This window comes from Rhizobium phaseoli (assembly GCF_003985125.1).
GTDB classification, from domain to species: domain Bacteria; phylum Pseudomonadota; class Alphaproteobacteria; order Rhizobiales; family Rhizobiaceae; genus Rhizobium; species Rhizobium phaseoli.
The window spans coordinates 255,515-272,058 of the sequence record NZ_ML133568.1 but is presented as its reverse complement, the minus strand read 5'-3'; the positions used below and the strand labels follow the sequence as shown (position 1 = coordinate 272,058).

Here is a 16,544-nt window from a genome sequence, read left to right as displayed (position 1 = left end):
TCACAGGAATTTTGAATTAGGCGAGCGATTCGGCAATCATCGAGCGAATGATGCCGGCGGTTTTCTCCGCCCCCTCGAGATCGAGCGAGACCGGCCCGCGCCGGGATGCTGCAAGCGCCCTTTCGACCGCCTCTTTCACATGGGCCGGCGTCAGCCCCTGTTCCGGCAGAATGTCGGCAAGGTCAAGCGCCTGCAGCCGTTCGGCGCGCACCGTCTGTTCGGTCTCGCCGCCGGCGACGAAGGGGATGAGGATTGCCCGGCATGGACTGCGCATGAGGTCGCCGACCGTGTTGTAGCCGGCCTGCGAGATCGAGACTTTGGCGCCGCGCAGCAGCGAGGGAAAATCCTTGCGGAAGCGCACCAGCGTCACGTTTGGGGGGGCGTCCTGCGACAGCGCGGTGAAATCGGCCTCCGGCAGGTTGGGCCCCGCGATCAGCAGCCAGCGAAGCTTGTCCGGCATGAGCGCTGCCGCCTCTTTCGCCGCGCCAATCAGTTCGGCGCCGACGGCGCCGCCGCCCGCCGAAGCGATGATATCGAATGTTTCGGTCGGTTCGGGCGCCGGCGGCGCGGTGACGAGGCCGGTATAACGCACCCTGTCGGCAATCTCTGTCGTCAGCGGGAAGGTGTCCTCAAGCTTGACGAAGGCGGGATCGCCGTGGACGAGCACGGCATCAAAATGATCCCTGACCAGGGCTGCGGTTTCCGCGTCTCGGCCGGCCTTGCGGTTTTCCTGCAGGATGTCGCGGACCGAGCTCAGGAGTTTCGGCCGCGGCTCGGCCTTTTCGATCGCCGCGAGCAATGGCAGCAGTTCGAAGCGCATCTGTCGGCGGCCGAAGGGGAAGGCTTCGATGATGACGACATCGGGCCTTGCGGCATGAAAGGCCGCAAGCAGCAGATCGCGGCGGGCATGGAGGAATTCCTCGCCGGCGGGGCGGCCTTCGGCATCGGCGAGGCCGGAAAAGCCGGCATTGCTGGCGACGACCGCCGGCAGCGCCACGGTCTTGACGCCCTCACCGGGAAAGCCCGGTACCGGCAGGCCGCCGGTCACGACGGTGACGTCGAAACCGTCCTTGACGAGGGCATTGGCGATGCGGCTGGCGCGGGCGATGTGGCCGATGCCGAGCAGGTGCTGGACGTAGAAGAAGATGCGCGGTGCCGTCATGACGCCTTCTGCCATTCGGCCTCGAACAGGCCGCTGAGCTGTCGGATGCTGGAATGATAGTCGAATTCTTCGCGCACCCGCCTTTCGGCGGCATCGCCGAGACGCTTGCGCAGCGCCGGGTCGCGGATTGCCGCCGTCAGGGCCTTCGCCAGCAGAGCCGGATCTTCCGGCGGCACGACGAGGCCGTTTTCGCCGTCCTTCAGCAGTTCCGGCACGCCGGACACGTCGGTCGAAACGCAGACCAGCCGCTGGCTCGAGGCTTCCACAAGCACGTTCGGCAGGCCGTCGCGGTCGCCGTTGGCGGCGATCCGGCAGGCCAGCGCAAAGATGTCGGCGCGGCGGTAGTGATCGAGCACATCGTCCTGCGCCAGGGCGCCCTTCCAGACGATGCGGCCGGAGAGGCCGAGGTCGGCGGCGAGCGTCTTCAGCTTCGCTAGCGCCTCGCCGCCGCCGATATGGTCCATGCGCCAGTGCAGGTCGGCGGGCAGCAGGGCGAGTGCGCGCAGCAGCACGTCGTAGCCCTTCTTCTCGACGGCGCGGCCGACGCTCAAGATGAGGGCGGGATCGTTCGGCTCATCGCCGGTCCGCTGCGAACGCGCGCTGGCAAAGTGGCCGAAGCGGGCGAGATCGAGACCGTGGTAACTCAAATGCACTGCATCCTTGCGCGATGTCAGCATGCGCATGTGCTCGTAGCCCGTCCGGGTGCAGGTGACGGTCCAACGGGCGCTCTTCAGTTTTTCGGTGAGCTCCCAGTCGGGCGAGGTCCATATGTCCTTGGCATGCGCCGAACAGCTCCAGGGGGTGCCCGTCAGCATGCTCGCATATTCCGTCACCGAGGCCGGCGTATGGATGAAATGGGCATGCAGCCACTCGCCGTGATCCGGCCATTCGCGACCCAGCACCAGCGCCTGGCCGAGACGGCGGAAGCGGTTGCGGGAGAGGTCACGTGGCAGGTCGGCCAGGAAGCGTTTGATCAGCGCCTTGAAGCCGGGTCTGGAGAAGCCGGCGATGAGGCCTTTCAGCACCCGGATCGGCTCCTCGTGCAGATATTCCGGCAGGTAGACGACGCGCGCCTTGATCTCGTCATGCACGGGATGGCGCTTCTTGTCGGTCGGCCGGCGCATCGAGATCAGCGTCAGGTCGAAGCCGGCCTTTTCGAGGCCGAGCAGTTCCTGGGCGATGAAGGTTTCCGAAAGGCGGGGATAGCCTTTCAGCACGACGAGAATCTTGCGGCGTGGCGGCAAAGGCTGTGCCCTATTCCGCGACGAGGGAAAGGTGGCTGGCGCGGCCATCGATCCATCGGCCGACCGTCTGCGAGATGTGGTCGAGCCCTTCGAGATGCATATTGCTGCCGCTTTTCGACGGCGGCAGGCGGGAGGGCAGACGCTTCAGCGCCTCGGCCATCACAGTCGGATCGGCCGATTGGTCCGGCAGCAGCATATCGACGAGGCCGAGTTCGCTGGCGCGCTTGGCGCGCAGCAGCTGTTCCTCGCGCGGTTTGACGCGCGGCACGATGAGAGCCGGCTTGTCGAAGGAGAGGATCTCGCAATAGGTGTTGTAGCCGCCCATGGCGACGACGCCGGTGGCGCCGTCGATCAGCTCTTCCATGTGGTTGTCGAACTCGATCACCTCGATATAGGGAATGGCTTCGCCCTTCTGCACCAGCTTGGCGCGTTCGGCCGCCGGCATATAGGGCCCGAGCACGACAAGCGCCTTCTGCGTCAGCGTCGAATCGGCCTCGTAGGCGTTCATCACGTCGTGGACGAGATCGGAGCCGTCGCCGCCGCCGCCTGTGGTGACCAGCAGGTAATTATCCTTGCGGGCGTTGATCGAGGTCTTGCCCTTGGAGACGCTGCGCTGCAGGAAACCGACGAAATCCATCTTCCGGCGCAGGCTGGCCGGCACGTCGAGACCGATCAGCGGGTCGTAGAAGTCAGGCGGACCATAGACCCAGACGCTGTCGTAATATTGGTCGATCTTCTGCATGATGCCGTTCCGCTTCCACTCGGCCTCGAGCAGATGCGGCGCGTCCATGATCTCGCGCAGGCCGAGCACCAGCACGGTGCCGCGGGCCTTGAGATAGGCGAGCGTATCCTCGATCTCGCCCTTCAGCCCCATCGGCTCCTTGTCGACGATGAAGATATCGGGCTGGAAGGTCTCGGCCGTGTGGCGGATGCTCGATTCGCGCATCTTCAGCGTCTCGTGCAGGTCGATGTGGCTGGCGAGCGAGGTATATTCGCCGTTGCGCAGCTTGATGACGCTCGGGATCTTCACGAAGTCGACGCGAGCGCGGTAGTCGAAGGCGCCGGCGATCGTCGCACCCGAAATGATCAGGATGTTGAGGCCGCGATAATCCTCGACCAGCGCATGGGCGATGGCGCGACAGCGGCGCAGATGGCCGAGGCCGAAGGTGTCGTGGCTGTACATGAGGATGCGTGCATCTTCGAGACGTCTGGCCATGGGCGTTCCCTCCGGGGTGAACAACATTGTTAGCACCCCCACCGTCCGGAGGCCATGAGGCGGGGGCGATGCCGTGAGGCGCCGCCGGCTTTTCTGCTATTTGTAGGGATCTGCCGCATCACGCAAGCCGTCTCCCAGAAAGTTGAACGCCAAAATGACAAGAACAACAGGAATGATCGGAAAGAGCAGCCAAGGATAGAAGGCGATGACGCTGACGCTTTTTGCCTCGGTTAGCAGAATGCCCCAGCTGGTGATCGGCGGGCGCAGACCGAGGCCGAGGAAGGAGAGCGCGGTCTCGCCGAGGATCATGCCGGGGATCGAAATCGTTGCCGAGGCAATGAGATGCGACATGAAGCCCGGCACGAGATGGCGTCCGATGATGCGCGGCGTACTGGCGCCCATCAGCTGGGCGGCCTGCACGTAATCTTCCTCGCGCAGCGCCAGCAGCTTGGAGCGAACGGCACGCGCTAGCCCGGTCCAATCGATAATGCCGAGGATGACGGTGATGCCGAAATAGATGACGATCGGGCTCCAGGTCACCGGCATGATGGCGGCGAGCGCCATCCAAAGCGGCAGGCTCGGCAGCGATTGCAAGACCTCGATCAGGCGCTGGACGATGAGATCGAACACGCCGCCCCAATAGCCGGCAAGACCGCCAATGACGATGCCGAGCACGAAGCTGATCGAAATGCCGATCAGGCCGATCGTCAGCGATATCCGCGCGCCGTAGAGGATGCGCGAGAGCACGTCGCGGCCGAGCCGATCGGTGCCGAGCAGGAACATCTGGCCACCGATCGACGGGCAGACCAGATGATAGTTCGAGGCGACGAGGCCCCAGAATTTATAGGAATCACCGCGGCAGAAGAAACGGATCGGCTGCACGTCGTTCGGCCGGTCGGTATAGACCCTGCGCAATGTGTCGAGATCGAGCGTCATGCTGCGGCCGTAGACGAAGGGGCCGACGAACTCCCCCTTATCGAAAAAGTGGACGCGCTGCGGCGGCGCGTGGATGAAATCGACGTTGCGGGTGTGCAGGCCGTAGGGGGCCAGGAACTCGACGATCAGGATCATCAGGTAGACGACGGCGAGAAAGATGCCGGAGATCAAGGCCAGCCTGTGCTGCTTGAACTTCCACCACATCAGATGCTTCTGCGAGGCGAGATGGATGCGCGATTGCGCCGCCGTCATGGTTTCGGTCGCATGCGGATCGAAAGGCGCGGTCGAGACGTAATGCGGAAGCGGCGCGCCGGGTGCGGGAAGGGGCGACATTATTTGGTGCTCCTGCCTTGCAGACGGATGCGGGGATCAAGGAAGCCGAGGGCGATATCGGATATCAGCACGCCGATGACGTTGAGAAAGGCGAGGAACATCAGGAATGAGCCGGCGAGATACATGTCCTGGCTCTGCAGCGCCTTGATCAGCATCGGCCCGGTCGTTTCCAGCGACAGCACGATCGCGACGATTTCCGCGCCCGAGATGATCGACGGCAGAATCGAGCCGATATCGGCGATGAAGAAGTTAAGCGCCATGCGCAACGGATATTTGACCAGCGCCCGCATCGGATGCAGGCCCTTGGCGCGGGCGGTCGTCACATATTGCTTCTGCATCTCGTCGAGCAGGTTGGCCCGCAGGCGCCGGATCATGCCGGCCGTGCCAGCGGTGCCGACGATGATGACGGGGATCCACAGATGGGCGAGGATCGACTTCGCCTTCGCCCAGCTCATCGGCTCGTTGATATATTCCTGGCCCATCAGATGGCCGATCGACAGACCGAACCAGACATTGGCGAAATACATCAGGATCAGCGCCAGCATGAAGTTCGGAATGGCGATGCCGAGCAGGCCGAGGAAGGTCAGCCCGTAATCCCCCCAGCTGTACTGGTGCGTGGCCGAATAGATGCCGATCGGAAAAGCGATCAGCCAGGTGAGCAGGATCGTCGTGAAGGAGACGAGGATGGTCAGCCACAGCCGGTCGCCGACGACGTCGGACACCGGCAGCTGGTATTCGAAGGAATAGCCGAAATCGCCGTGCAGCATGCCGCCGACCCAGTAGAAATAGCGCACGATCTCGGGCTTGTCGAAGCCGTATTGCTGGCGCATCTCCTCGATTTCCTGGAGATTGGCGGTCTCGCCGGAAGCGCGCAGCTCGGCGATCTGGCTCTCGAAGAAGTCACCGGGCGGCAGTTCGATGATGGTGAAGACCAGCGCCGAAATGACGAAGAGCGTCGGGACCATGGCGGCGATGCGCCAGAGAATATATCTGAGCACGCCTCAGGCCTCCTTGTACCAGAATGCATCCGGCATGTAGATGCCGAGATAGGAGGTGGGATCGAAGCCGTAGAGGGCTTTCTCGGGCAGGTTCTGCAGCTTGGCGGCGCGAAGGATCGGCTGCAGCGTGCTGTTGATCAGGCCGATCGAAAACACCTGCTGCGTATAGAGCGACAGCATCCTGTGCCAGATCGCCTGGCGCTCCTCGAACTTCGCCGTCGAGCCCCATTGGTTGAGCAGATCGATCAGTTCGGCCGCCTCCGGCAGGTCGGGCGCCACACCCTCCTGGCCGGCAGAGAGATAGTGCATGCCCCAGAGCGGCCATTGCAGCTGATCGTCGAGCGTCGGGGCGAGCCCGGACGGCGACATGTCGGCCGTCGGCACGCCATTGTCGAGGCCGTACCAGATCGACATCATGATCGTGCCGCTCATGGCGCGGTTGCGGAAGATATCGCGCTGCGAGGTGCGGGTATAGAGCGCCAGGCCGATATTGGCCCAGTGATCGTGCACCAGCTCCAGCACGTCGGTATCGAGATTGCTTTCACCGGCGGTCTCGACGGTAATCTCGGCGCGCCGGCCGTCCGGCAGCAGCCGGATGCCGTCGTCGTCGCGTTTGGTCAAGCCGAGTTCGTCGAGCAGGCGGTTGGCCTCGTCGGGATCGAACTTGACGAAGGCGTCGGCATATTCCTGCTTGAACAGCGGGCTGTCGGGCAGCACGGTATCGGCGCTCGGCGTGCCCAAGCCGTAGAAGGCGACCATGTTGATCTCATGCCGGTCGATCGCGAGGGACAGCGCCCGGCGCAGGCGCACGTCGCGGAACAGGCCGCGCCACACCTCGTCGGCGCAGTTGAGGTTCGGCAGCAGCGTGATGCGCGAGCCGCGCGCCACCTTCCAGAGATTGACCTTCACCGGGAAGCGCTTCTCGGCCTCCTTCAGGAAGGTGTAGTCGTTGAAATCGATGCCGGTCGCCTGCAGATCGGCTTCGCCGGCACCCGCTTTGGCGGCGATGATCGACGAGGAGGAGACGTTGAGGACGAAGCGGTCGAGATAGGGCAGCTGTCTGCCGGTCTCGTCGACCCGGTGGAAGAACGGATTGCGCTCGAAGACAAACTGGTCGGCCGGCAACGCCGTCGTGTTGCGCCAGGGATCGAGCGTCGGCAGGTTGGGATTCTCAGGACGGTAGGAGCGCGCCATCTTGATGTGCAGATCCTGCCACTTCTTGACGCGGCTCGTCTGCATCATCTGTTCCATCTTCGCCTGGTCGGGCTGGAACTTCTTATGGAACTGCTTGAGGTAATGCGCCGGTCCGAAGATGACGAGCGGCTGGGGACCTGCGAGCGTCGGCAGGAACATCGGATTGGGTTTTTCCCACGTATAGCGCACCGTCAGCGGATCGAGCATCTCGAAGCGCGGCAGGCTGCCGTGCGGTCGAAGCTCGAGCGCGCCGCCGCCCGGCGTCAGCTTGTCGTTCAGGATGACGTCTTCCCACCAGTAGCGGAAATCGTCGGCGGTGAACGGCTCGCCATCGGACCATCTATGGCCTTCGCGCAGCGTGAAGGTGAAGACCGTGTCGTCCTCGGAGCGGAAGTCGGCGAGAATGTCAGGCTGGAACTGCAGGTGCTTGTCGTAGCCGACCAGGCGGGAATAGCCGTAGATCGTCATGAAGCGGATGTCGCGCTGGCTGCCGATGATGGTGCGCACCGTGCCGCCATAGGTCCCGGGTTCGAGCCCCATCTCCTTCAAATTGACGATGCGCGGACGGGCGGGAATGCGCTCGGCCATGCCAGGCAGGCTGCCTGCGGCCAACCGCTCCTTGAGGAATTCCGGCTCGACTGCCTGCTCGGCGCGAAGCACCGCCGGGGCGATCGCGGCGCCGACAAGGCCGCCCAAAAAGGTGCGACGCGTTACCATCAGCGCAACTCCCTGATATCGGCGCCCTTGCGGGCGCGCACGAGATGGCCGTCGCCGAGATCGGCATAGGCAAGCTCGGCGGCATCGTCATGCTCGGCGGTGAAGGTTTTCCCCCAGTTCTGCTTGTCGGCGGCGCCGTTTTCGCGCAGCGCCTTGAAATCGAGCGGCCGGTCGAGATCGGGGAAGGGGACGGCGGCGAGCAGCGATTTCGTATAGGGATGCACCGGATCGCGCAGGATGATCTCGCGCGGCGCGATCTCGACGATGCGGCCCTTGCACATGACGGCGATGCGGTCGGCCATGTAATCGACGACGGCGAGGTTGTGCGAGATGAACAGATAGGTCAGCCCCAGTTCCTTCTGCAGATCCTTCAAGAGGTTGAGGATCTGCGCCTGGACGGAGACGTCGAGTGCGGAGACCGGTTCGTCGAGGATGACGAGTTTCGGCCCGAGGGCAAGCGCGCGGGCAATGCCGATACGCTGGCGCTGGCCGCCGGAGAAGCTGTGCGGGTAGCGGCTGAGATAACGCTTGTCGAGGCCGATCGCCCCCATCAGTCCTTCGACCTTGCGCTTGCGCTCGGCGCTGTCGCCGCGATCATGGATCTCCAGTGGTTCGCTCAAGATGTTGCGCACCGTCATGCGGGGCGAAAGCGAGGAGACCGGATCCTGAAACACCATCTGGATCTTGGTGCGCATATCCTGCAGTTCGGCGCCCTTGACGGCAAGCACGTCGATGACATCCTTGCCGTCGTTGAACACGACCGCGCCGCTGTCGGGCGTTACGGCGCGCATCAGGATCTTGCTGAGCGTCGTCTTGCCGCAGCCGGATTCGCCGACCAGGCCGAGACATTCGCCGCGGCGGATGTCGAAGCTGACATCGTCGACGGCGCGCACGACGGTGGCCTCCTGCCTGCCGAGGAGACTGCGCCTGCGCGTCTTGTAGGTCTTCGAGAGATTGGTGACGGACAGCAGCGTGCCCGGCGTCTCCGCCTGCAGCGGCTTCTTCTTGCCGACCAGCGTCTCGAGATTGACCGGCACATCGCGCAGCGCCTTCAGCCGCTCGCCGGGTTTCATGTCGAAATGCGGAACGGCGGCCATCAGCGCCTTGAGATAGGGATGCTGCGGATTGCGGAAGATCGCCTCGACCGGCCCGGCTTCCATGATTTCGCCGTGATAGATGACGACCACCTCGTCGGCCATGTTGGCGACGATGCCGAGATCGTGGGTGATGAGCAGCATCGCCATGCCGAGCTTGGCCTGCAGGTCGCGCAGTAATTCCAGGATCTGCGCCTGGATCGTCACGTCGAGCGCTGTCGTCGGCTCGTCGGCGATCAGCAGCGCCGGCTTGCAGATCAGCGCCATGGCGATCATCGCGCGTTGGCGCATGCCGCCGGACAATTCGAACGGATACATGTCGTAGGTGCGGTGCGGATTGGAAAAACCGACGAGGCCGAGCATTTCCTCGGTCTTTTCACGCGCCTCCTGCTTGTCGATCTCGGTGTGGATCAAAAGCGCTTCGCTGATCTGGTTGCCGACCGTGTGCAGCGGCGACAGCGAGGTCATCGGCTCCTGGAAGATCGTCGCCATGCGCCGGCCGCGCAGGTCGCGCATGTCCTCGCTGTCGCGCGACAGGGAGAGGATATCGGTCGTGCTGTTGTCGAGCGGATCGGTGAAGAGGATGCTGCCCGACGCCTTGGCCGGATTGGGCAGGATGCCCATGATCGCCTGGCTGATCACCGATTTGCCCGAGCCGGATTCACCGACGAGAGCGGTGACCTTGCCCGGAAGGATGCGGAGATTGGCTTCCTTTACGACACGCAGCCGGTCGCCGAAAACGGAGAAGGAGATATCGAGGTTCTCAATACGCAACAAATCGGCAGCGGACGCCATACCAATGAAATTCCCCAGTCTTCTATGTTCCCGTTAAGGCACACTATCGTACCGCAAACGGGGTGTCTAGCTGATGACAATCAAGGGGATATTGCCGCCTTTCGCCGTGGTGGTGCGGACGAAACACGCAATTTTATCGGTGCCGGCCTGGCGTTTTACTGGATGAACTTCTCCATGCTGGTGCGCTTGACCTGTTTCTTCGCGTCCCGGTGCAGCAGAATGACCTGCTCGGCTTCGGAAAGCCCGTTCTGCACGGCCTCGCGGAAATGTTCGTCGACATGGATCTCCGGGGCCGGCGCGCGCGGCTGCAGCACCGTCACCTTCTGGCGGATGCCGCGCAGCTTCTCTTCGCCGAGCCGCGTCCACTCGCCGCCGCAATAACCGGCGAAGGCCTGGCTGGCGACCACCTCGCGGCCGTATTTCTTGGTCAGGATCTGCAGCCGCTGCACCTCGTTGACCGCCGATCCGAAGGCGGAGAAGGTCAGGCGGTCTTTCAGGCCGACATTGCCGAACATGACGTTGCCGACATGCAGGCCGATGCCGTAGCCGATCTTGCTGAGGCCCTTCTGCTCGCGTTCGCCGTTGAGTTCGGCGACCCGCGCCTGTGCCTGGTGGACGGCCGAAAGCGCTGCCTCGCAGGCGATTTTCGACGGGTCCTTGTGGCGCCCGCAGGGGTAGACGGCCAGGAAGCCGTCGCCGAGAAAGCTCAATATTTCGCCGCCATTGCGGTTGAAGGGGGCGGCGATCGCGTCGAAAAACTGGTTCAGCGTGTCGATATAGGCCTGGCGGCCTTCCTTTTCGGCATACATGGTGGATTCGCGCATGTCGCCCATGACGAGGGCCGCACGGATCGTCTCGCCGTCGCCGCGGCGGATCTGGCCGTTCAGCACCCGCTTGCCGGCGTCGCCGCCGAGATAGGTGGTCAGCATATTGTTGGCGAGCTTGCCGAGCACCGCCATCTTGGCGGCGACCGCCAGATGGTTCTGCATCCGCAGCAGCGCATCGATCATGTCGTCGGAAAAGCCATTATTGTGGTCGGTCGACCACGAGCCCATCATGCCCTGCACCGAGCCGTCGCCGAAGGGCTGCACGAAGGCGAGGTAGTCGGTGATCTTGTCCTTGCGCAGATCCTCGAAGATCGGGAATTCGGCCGGCCCTTCTTGGCTCAGCCGGCGGCGGATGTGCTGCAGGTTGTTGTCGAGCAGGTAATAATAGGGACTCTGCAGGAAGCGGTCCGGCTTCTGCCCGGCCGGCATGCGGAAGCCCTCGATGGTGACGCCGCTGGCGCGCCGCCAGGTGAAGCTCAGCGCATCGTAAAGCGGATGCAGCATCGAGAACGTCAGGTGCACGCGTGCGATCGGCAGGCCGGCGGCGGCAAGCCTTTCGCAGAAACCGCGCACAATGTTTTCAAGCTCGTCGCCGGCCAGCGAAGAGTTGGTCAGCCATTCAGCGACCCGGTCCAACAGGATGGAGGACACGCTGGATTCGATCGTGCTCATTCTCGGTATGATCCTCATAAGGCACGCCATCCCCAAGAGGCAAAAATCCTTCGGCCGGCGCATTTTCATGCGCAGGTCACAAGGAAATCAGGATGTACGAGCGGTAATATTGTGTCAACGATCTGCCGAAAGCCCGGCAACGGCGCCCCTCAGCTCCCCGGGCGGGAACCGGACGGGTAGTCCTTTCACAGCGGTTCATTATCAAAAGTCAAAATAGGGGTGCTGCATGTGCGAAACAATGGGGACGAGGATTTTTTTGTGCTCCAAAGTTGCAACAAAGGATTGTGCCGGGGCATTTTAGCCACACCTGGCTAAGGACTGCAGGGCCGGCCACTGCACGTCGATTTCCTTTGCTTCTGGTCGAGCGACGGGCGCTTTTTACCGGTTCAAGGTCGCCGTGCCGATGCAAACATTAAATCCACCTGCTTCTCGCATTTGAGTCGAGCCGCTCTTTGGTAAACATCCTTTTCGATCGCCTCGGGTGTGAATCTGCTTGCGATGCCGGCGGGGACGTTATGAAAGACATCCGATAAAATCTTTGCTTTCTGCAAATTTTCAGTCGCTCGAATTTCTACCAACACGTCTCCCATGACACGTAGCAAAATGCGGTATTGATCAACACCATCGCCATCAATTTTCGACGTCGCCATCACATTTCGCCTTTGCTTCCTGTCTCCTCGCGGAGAGAGGATGGGGTGAGGGGCCTTACCGGGCATATACAGCCTTTCGATCGTCGCGAGGAGAGACGAGGGGATCGGGTTTAATTCACCGCGATGATGCATTAGATCAGCTTTCCCTGTTCCCCGTTTGAAAGATCCCGCCTTGGCCACCTCCACCTTCGATACGCTTTTGCAGAAGATCGAAACCCGCGCGGCGCGTGCCGGCGTCATCGGGCTCGGCTATGTCGGCCTGCCGCTGGCAATCGCGGTGGCGCGCAGCGGTTTTGCGGTCACCGGCTTCGACATCGACCCGTCCAAGATGGTGGCGCTCGATGCCCGCCGCTCCTATATCGACGCCGTCAGCGACGCAGCCCTTGCCGCCGAGATCGATGCCGGTCGTTTCCAGGCGACCACCGATTTCGCCGGTCTTGCCGCCTGCGACGTCATCATCATCTGCGTGCCGACGCCGCTGACCAAACATCGCGATCCCGATCTTTCCTTCGTCGAGGCGACGTCGCGCTCGATCGCCCGGCATCTGCGTCCCGGCCAGCTCGTCGTGCTGGAATCGACCACCTATCCCGGCACGACCGACGATATCGTCAAGGTCATTCTCGAAGGCACCGGCCTGAAATCCGGCGCGGATTTCTTCGTCGGCTTCTCGCCGGAGCGCGAGGATCCCGGCAACCAGCATTATCACACCGCCACCATCCCGAAGGTCGTCGCCGGCGACGGGCCCGAGGCGCTGGCGCTGATGAAGGCCTTTTATGGCGCGGCGGTATCGACCGTCGTTCCTGTTTCCTCGAATGCGACGGCCGAGGCGGTGAAGCTCACCGAAAACATCTTCCGCTCTGTCAATATCGCCCTCGTCAACGAGCTGAAGACCGTCTATGCGGCGATGGGCATCGACGTCTGGGAAGTGATCGAGGCGGCCAAGACCAAGCCCTTTGGCTACATGCCCTTTTATCCCGGCCCCGGCCTCGGCGGCCATTGCATCCCGATCGATCCCTTCTACCTCACCTGGAAATCGCGCGAATACGAGCTGCCGACCCGCTTCATCGAGCTTGCCGGCGAGATCAATTCGGCGATGCCGCGTTATGTCGTCGGCAAGCTTGCCGAGGCGCTCGACATCCGCGCCGGCAAGGCGCTGAGCCGCAGCCGGGTGCTGGTGCTCGGGCTCGCCTACAAGAAAAACGTCGCCGATATCAGAGAGAGCCCGTCGCTGCGGCTGATCGAGATCATCGAGGAACGCGGCGGACGGGCCGACTATCACGACCCCTTCGTCGCCGAGATCCCGCCGACGCGCGAACACCAGGCGCTGAAGGGCCGCAAATCGGTGGCGCTGACGCCGGACGCCGTTTCCGGCTACGATGCGGTGCTGGTGGCGACCGACCATGAGAGCGTGGATTATGCGGCGATCGCGAAAAGCGCAGCACTGATCATCGACACCCGCAACGTCTTCAACCGGCGCGGCCTGCCGGCCGATCACGTCATCAAGGCGTGACGGCAACGCCGGAAAGCGCCTTGCCGGTCATCCGGCTCGCGGCCACCGCATAGCCGCCTGACGCGCCGTCGATGAAATGCATGTGGTCGCGCGAAATCGGCGTCGGCACGAAGCAGGTCATCAGCGCCGAGGCCTGCCGATGCAGGCCGTAGCGGGCGATGCCCTTTGCCCGCGCCGCTTCGAGCAGCGTCTCGATGCGTTTCAGATGTTCGGCATCGACATCGACCGTCATTTTCAGCCCGTCGTCGAACTTGCGGAAATCGGAATTGCCGGCGACGTCGCGCTTGTAGCGGCGCGCATCGAAGCGGCCGAGCGGAATGCCGAGCTTGTAGCAGAGGACGGTGATGGCGAGCTGCAGGAAAATGAAGAGCTTCTGGCGCAACCGCCGGCCTGCGGGTGCCGTGGCCTTGGCCTCGCGATTGATGCCGTGCAGCGAGAAGGCGAAGTCCGGGCCGCCGGCCGGCACCGGATGGCTGCCGCGGTTCTGCTCGCCGGTGATGGCGACGATACCGTTGACGAGGTCGCGGAATTCTTCGCCCGGCCGGCCTTCGCCGGGAACCGCGATGATCGAGACGATCTCGCCGTTCTGCGCGTCGATCGGGCTCCAGCGGCAGGAGAGGCCGGTGAGATCGGGCCGCGTTCCCGGGGCGGCGCGCTCGATAGCGTAGTGGCCACGCTTCATCTGCCGTTCCGCCCAGCTGGTGCCGCCGCCCCAGAACATCGCATAGGTGACATAGGGGCTTGCCGAGTAACGCGCGACGCGCACGTCGAGCCCCTCTGCGCGGGTATCGGCGACCGGAACGATGGCGACGCGCAGCATCAGGCCGAGATCCTCCTCGACCCAGACCTGCACGGCGGCAAGCGCCTCGCGGGCCGTCGTCTCGAGCGAGCCCGGCAGCGCGATCAGCGCGCCGTCGCCGCCGAAGACGAAGGGATAATCGCCCTTGCCGACGGCGTTCAGGACGGCCGAAATGACGCTGGCGCCCGCCATGTTGACGTCCTTGTAGCGGCCGCCGGCGATCGCCTGGGTCGAGCCGACGATATCGGCCAGCGCCAGCACCCATCCATCCGGCAGCGGCCGGTAGTTGGCGGCATCCGTCACGCCCTCGAAGGCGCTGAAGAGCGGCACGGCGGCAAAGAAGTCTTCGTCGGTCACGGTTTCCATGTCATTGATCCTAGCACAGACCCATGTTGGTGCTGCAACGCCATTTCCCATTTACGGCAATCGACTTGGCAAGGTTTCATGTGTTAGCACCCGCTCACGATTTTTCATGACGGATATGGATTAGATGAGCCGCCTCGACAGCTTCATTCGCCGGTTGACGGCCCAACGCGATATTTTGAACGCGATCACCGATCTGGTCGCCGAAATCGACGGCCCGGTGCTGGAATTCGGCCTCGGCAATGGCCGCACCTACGACCATCTGCGCGAGCACTTTCCCAGCCGCCGCATCATCGCCTTCGACTGGGAGGTCCGTTCCTATTCGGCCTCGACTCCGGATCCGGAAGATATGGTAACCGGCAATATCCGCGACTCCGGCCAGCCCTTCCTCGGCATCGGCGCGGCGCTCGCCCATGCCGATATCGGCACCGGCCATGACGAGATCGACGCCGTGACGCTGACCTGGCTGCCGCAACTGGTGGCCGGCGTGCTCGCCCCCAACGGCATCGCCGTCAGCGGCCTGCCGCTGGAGCATCCCGAGCTGGCGGCGCTGCCGCTGCCGGAGGGGATCAAGGAAGGGCGGTATTTTTTATATCGGAGGACATGAGCCGTAGCGGCGACTGCGACGAACCGAAGTTTCAACAGACGCGAGGCGTTGCCACGATCCTCTTCTCCCCCGCGGGAGAAGGTGCCGGCAGGCGGATGAGGGGGCTGCCGGCACGGCGAGGCGGGCTGAGCACCACATTCTATGAGCGAATTCCCCCGCAAAGTGCAAAAAGGAAGCCCGTCTCCCGGTTGTCGAAGTTAAAGCCTATCCGCTGACACGCTGCAGCTGCCTTATTGCAATTTATACGTTTAAATTATAGCTGTTTTTCGTCGGGCTGTAGGTCCGAGCCGGTAGGTGAGGGATCACCAAACTCGCAGCTAGCAGAAATGGGTCATCAAAGTGGGGTTAACTGAAGCTGCCGGCACGGTTCTAGTGCAGAAATATGCAACTTTCTCCGGCAGGGCCTCCCGCTCGGAATACTGGTGGTATGTTTTATTTTATGTTCTAGTGCTGCTTGCGATGGGCATCTTGTGCAATGTAGTCGCCAGCTTTTCCGACTTCCGGGACGGAGTTCCCCCACCACTCGCCCTCCTCTTCTTCCTCTGCGGATTGATTTGGCTCGCGATGTTTTTGCCAGCGATAGCAGTTCAAGTTCGCCGCTTCCATGATCGCAACATTTCCGGCTGGTGGTATCTCGCGTTATTGATCGGCAACTTCGTTCCCTACATCGGTCTCATTGCAGTTATTGCGATCCTGGTGATCAACGTGCTTCCGGGCACCGAAGGTTCGAACAAGTTCGGGCCCGATCCGCTGCGTCCTGAAGCGCGCGCAGAGGTCTTTGCCTAAGCGCATGGGCCTCCACAACTTTGGGCCTGCTGGCGGCTCCGTTCCTGCGGTTAGTTTCCGCATCAGCTGGCGCCCGTTTGAAGCAGCCGACTTATTGCAATTTCTGCGTTTGAATTGTAGCTGTTCTTTAGTCGAAATAACCATTGCAGCAAGGCGAATAGTGAGTCGCCACTGCGCTTGCAGCAAGCATAATTGGGGGCATTGAAATGGGGTTTACTGAATCTGTCAGGACAGTTCTGACGCAGAAATACGCAACCTTTTCCGGCCGGGCTCCCCGCTCGGAATATTGGTGGTTCCAGTTGTTCTACTGGCTGGTGGGAATGGCACTTCTGACTGCGAATTTTTTGATTACTGGCGGTCTCCGACCACAAGAGGTGGGTATTTTCCCGATAATTGGCGGATTGCTTTCAATCGCAGTGATCGTGCCGCAGATATCCCTTCAGGTTCGCCGCTTCCATGACCGCAACATTTCCGGTTGGTGGTATCTCGGGCTGCTCGTCTCCTGCTTCATCCCCTTCGTCGCTATCCTTTCGATTATTGCGATTTTCGTCATCAACGTTCTCAGAGGCACCGAAGGCCCCAATAAGTTCGGGCCGGATCCGCTGCGTCCCGAAGCGCGCGCAGAAGTCTTCGCGTAGAGC

At 62.5% G+C, this 16,544-nt stretch carries 14 protein-coding genes; 4 read left to right on the top strand and 10 right to left on the bottom strand.

The window, feature by feature from the left end; translation table 11 throughout:
* Window positions 1-16 precede the first annotated feature (16 nt).
* From EFD56_RS09200 to EFD56_RS09160, 9 genes are all read right to left on the bottom strand, one after another.
* Window positions 17-1,162, bottom strand: a complete 1,146-nt coding sequence (locus EFD56_RS09200; RefSeq protein ID WP_126905183.1) for a glycosyltransferase family protein — start codon at window positions 1,160-1,162, stop codon at window positions 17-19.
* Window positions 1,159-2,406: a glycosyltransferase gene (locus tag EFD56_RS09195; protein WP_126905112.1), complete on the bottom strand. Its 1,248-nt coding sequence runs from the start codon at window positions 2,404-2,406 to the stop codon at window positions 1,159-1,161. The genes EFD56_RS09200 and EFD56_RS09195 overlap by 4 nt, the downstream gene beginning before the upstream one ends.
* Before the next feature lie 10 nt (window positions 2,407-2,416).
* On the bottom strand, window positions 2,417-3,622 hold the full coding sequence (locus EFD56_RS09190) for a glycosyltransferase family protein (protein ID WP_126905111.1): 1,206 nt from the start codon (window positions 3,620-3,622) through the stop codon (window positions 2,417-2,419).
* Window positions 3,623-3,718: 96 nt separating this feature from the next.
* Entirely contained in the window at window positions 3,719-4,891 is a 1,173-nt protein-coding gene (locus tag EFD56_RS09185) for an ABC transporter permease (RefSeq protein ID WP_004679756.1), read from the bottom strand.
* Window positions 4,891-5,889 (bottom strand): ABC transporter permease, encoded by a 999-nt coding sequence (locus EFD56_RS09180; protein WP_016736520.1) that lies wholly within the window; start codon window positions 5,887-5,889, stop codon window positions 4,891-4,893. The genes EFD56_RS09185 and EFD56_RS09180 overlap by 1 nt, the downstream gene beginning before the upstream one ends.
* A gap of 3 nt (window positions 5,890-5,892) precedes the next feature.
* On the bottom strand, window positions 5,893-7,800 hold the full coding sequence (locus EFD56_RS09175; RefSeq protein WP_126905110.1) for an ABC transporter substrate-binding protein: 1,908 nt from the start codon (window positions 7,798-7,800) through the stop codon (window positions 5,893-5,895).
* Window positions 7,800-9,689, bottom strand: coding sequence for an ABC transporter ATP-binding protein (locus EFD56_RS09170; RefSeq protein ID WP_126905109.1), 1,890 nt, complete (start codon window positions 9,687-9,689; stop codon window positions 7,800-7,802). The genes EFD56_RS09175 and EFD56_RS09170 overlap by 1 nt, the downstream gene beginning before the upstream one ends.
* 155 nt (window positions 9,690-9,844) lie before the next feature.
* A complete protein-coding gene (locus EFD56_RS09165) occupies window positions 9,845-11,188 on the bottom strand; it encodes an adenylate/guanylate cyclase domain-containing protein (protein ID WP_126905108.1) in 1,344 nt (447 codons plus the stop codon).
* Window positions 11,189-11,574: 386 nt separating this feature from the next.
* Window positions 11,575-11,838, bottom strand: a complete 264-nt coding sequence (locus tag EFD56_RS09160; protein WP_126905107.1) for a hypothetical protein — start codon at window positions 11,836-11,838, stop codon at window positions 11,575-11,577.
* Window positions 11,839-12,010: 172 nt separating this feature from the next.
* Here EFD56_RS09160 and EFD56_RS09155 point away from each other — a divergent pair, with 172 nt between their 5' ends.
* On the top strand, window positions 12,011-13,348 hold the full coding sequence (locus EFD56_RS09155; protein WP_126905106.1) for a nucleotide sugar dehydrogenase: 1,338 nt from the start codon (window positions 12,011-12,013) through the stop codon (window positions 13,346-13,348).
* Here EFD56_RS09155 and EFD56_RS09150 read toward each other — a convergent pair.
* Entirely contained in the window at window positions 13,338-14,513 is a 1,176-nt protein-coding gene (locus tag EFD56_RS09150; RefSeq protein WP_126905105.1) for a DUF3095 domain-containing protein, read from the bottom strand. The two genes, EFD56_RS09155 and EFD56_RS09150, sit on opposite strands and share 11 nt — an antisense overlap.
* Before the next feature lie 124 nt (window positions 14,514-14,637).
* Here EFD56_RS09150 and EFD56_RS09145 point away from each other — a divergent pair, with 124 nt between their 5' ends.
* The 3 genes from EFD56_RS09145 (at window position 14,638) to EFD56_RS09135 (ending at window position 16,541) form a co-directional block, all read left to right on the top strand.
* On the top strand, window positions 14,638-15,117 hold the full coding sequence (locus EFD56_RS09145; protein ID WP_126905104.1) for a class I SAM-dependent methyltransferase: 480 nt from the start codon (window positions 14,638-14,640) through the stop codon (window positions 15,115-15,117).
* 339 nt (window positions 15,118-15,456) lie between these two features.
* Window positions 15,457-15,903 (top strand): DUF805 domain-containing protein, encoded by a 447-nt coding sequence (locus tag EFD56_RS09140; protein WP_126905103.1) that lies wholly within the window; start codon window positions 15,457-15,459, stop codon window positions 15,901-15,903.
* A gap of 206 nt (window positions 15,904-16,109) precedes the next feature.
* Window positions 16,110-16,541, top strand: coding sequence for a DUF805 domain-containing protein (locus tag EFD56_RS09135; RefSeq protein ID WP_126905102.1), 432 nt, complete (start codon window positions 16,110-16,112; stop codon window positions 16,539-16,541).
* Window positions 16,542-16,544: the final 3 nt, after the last annotated feature.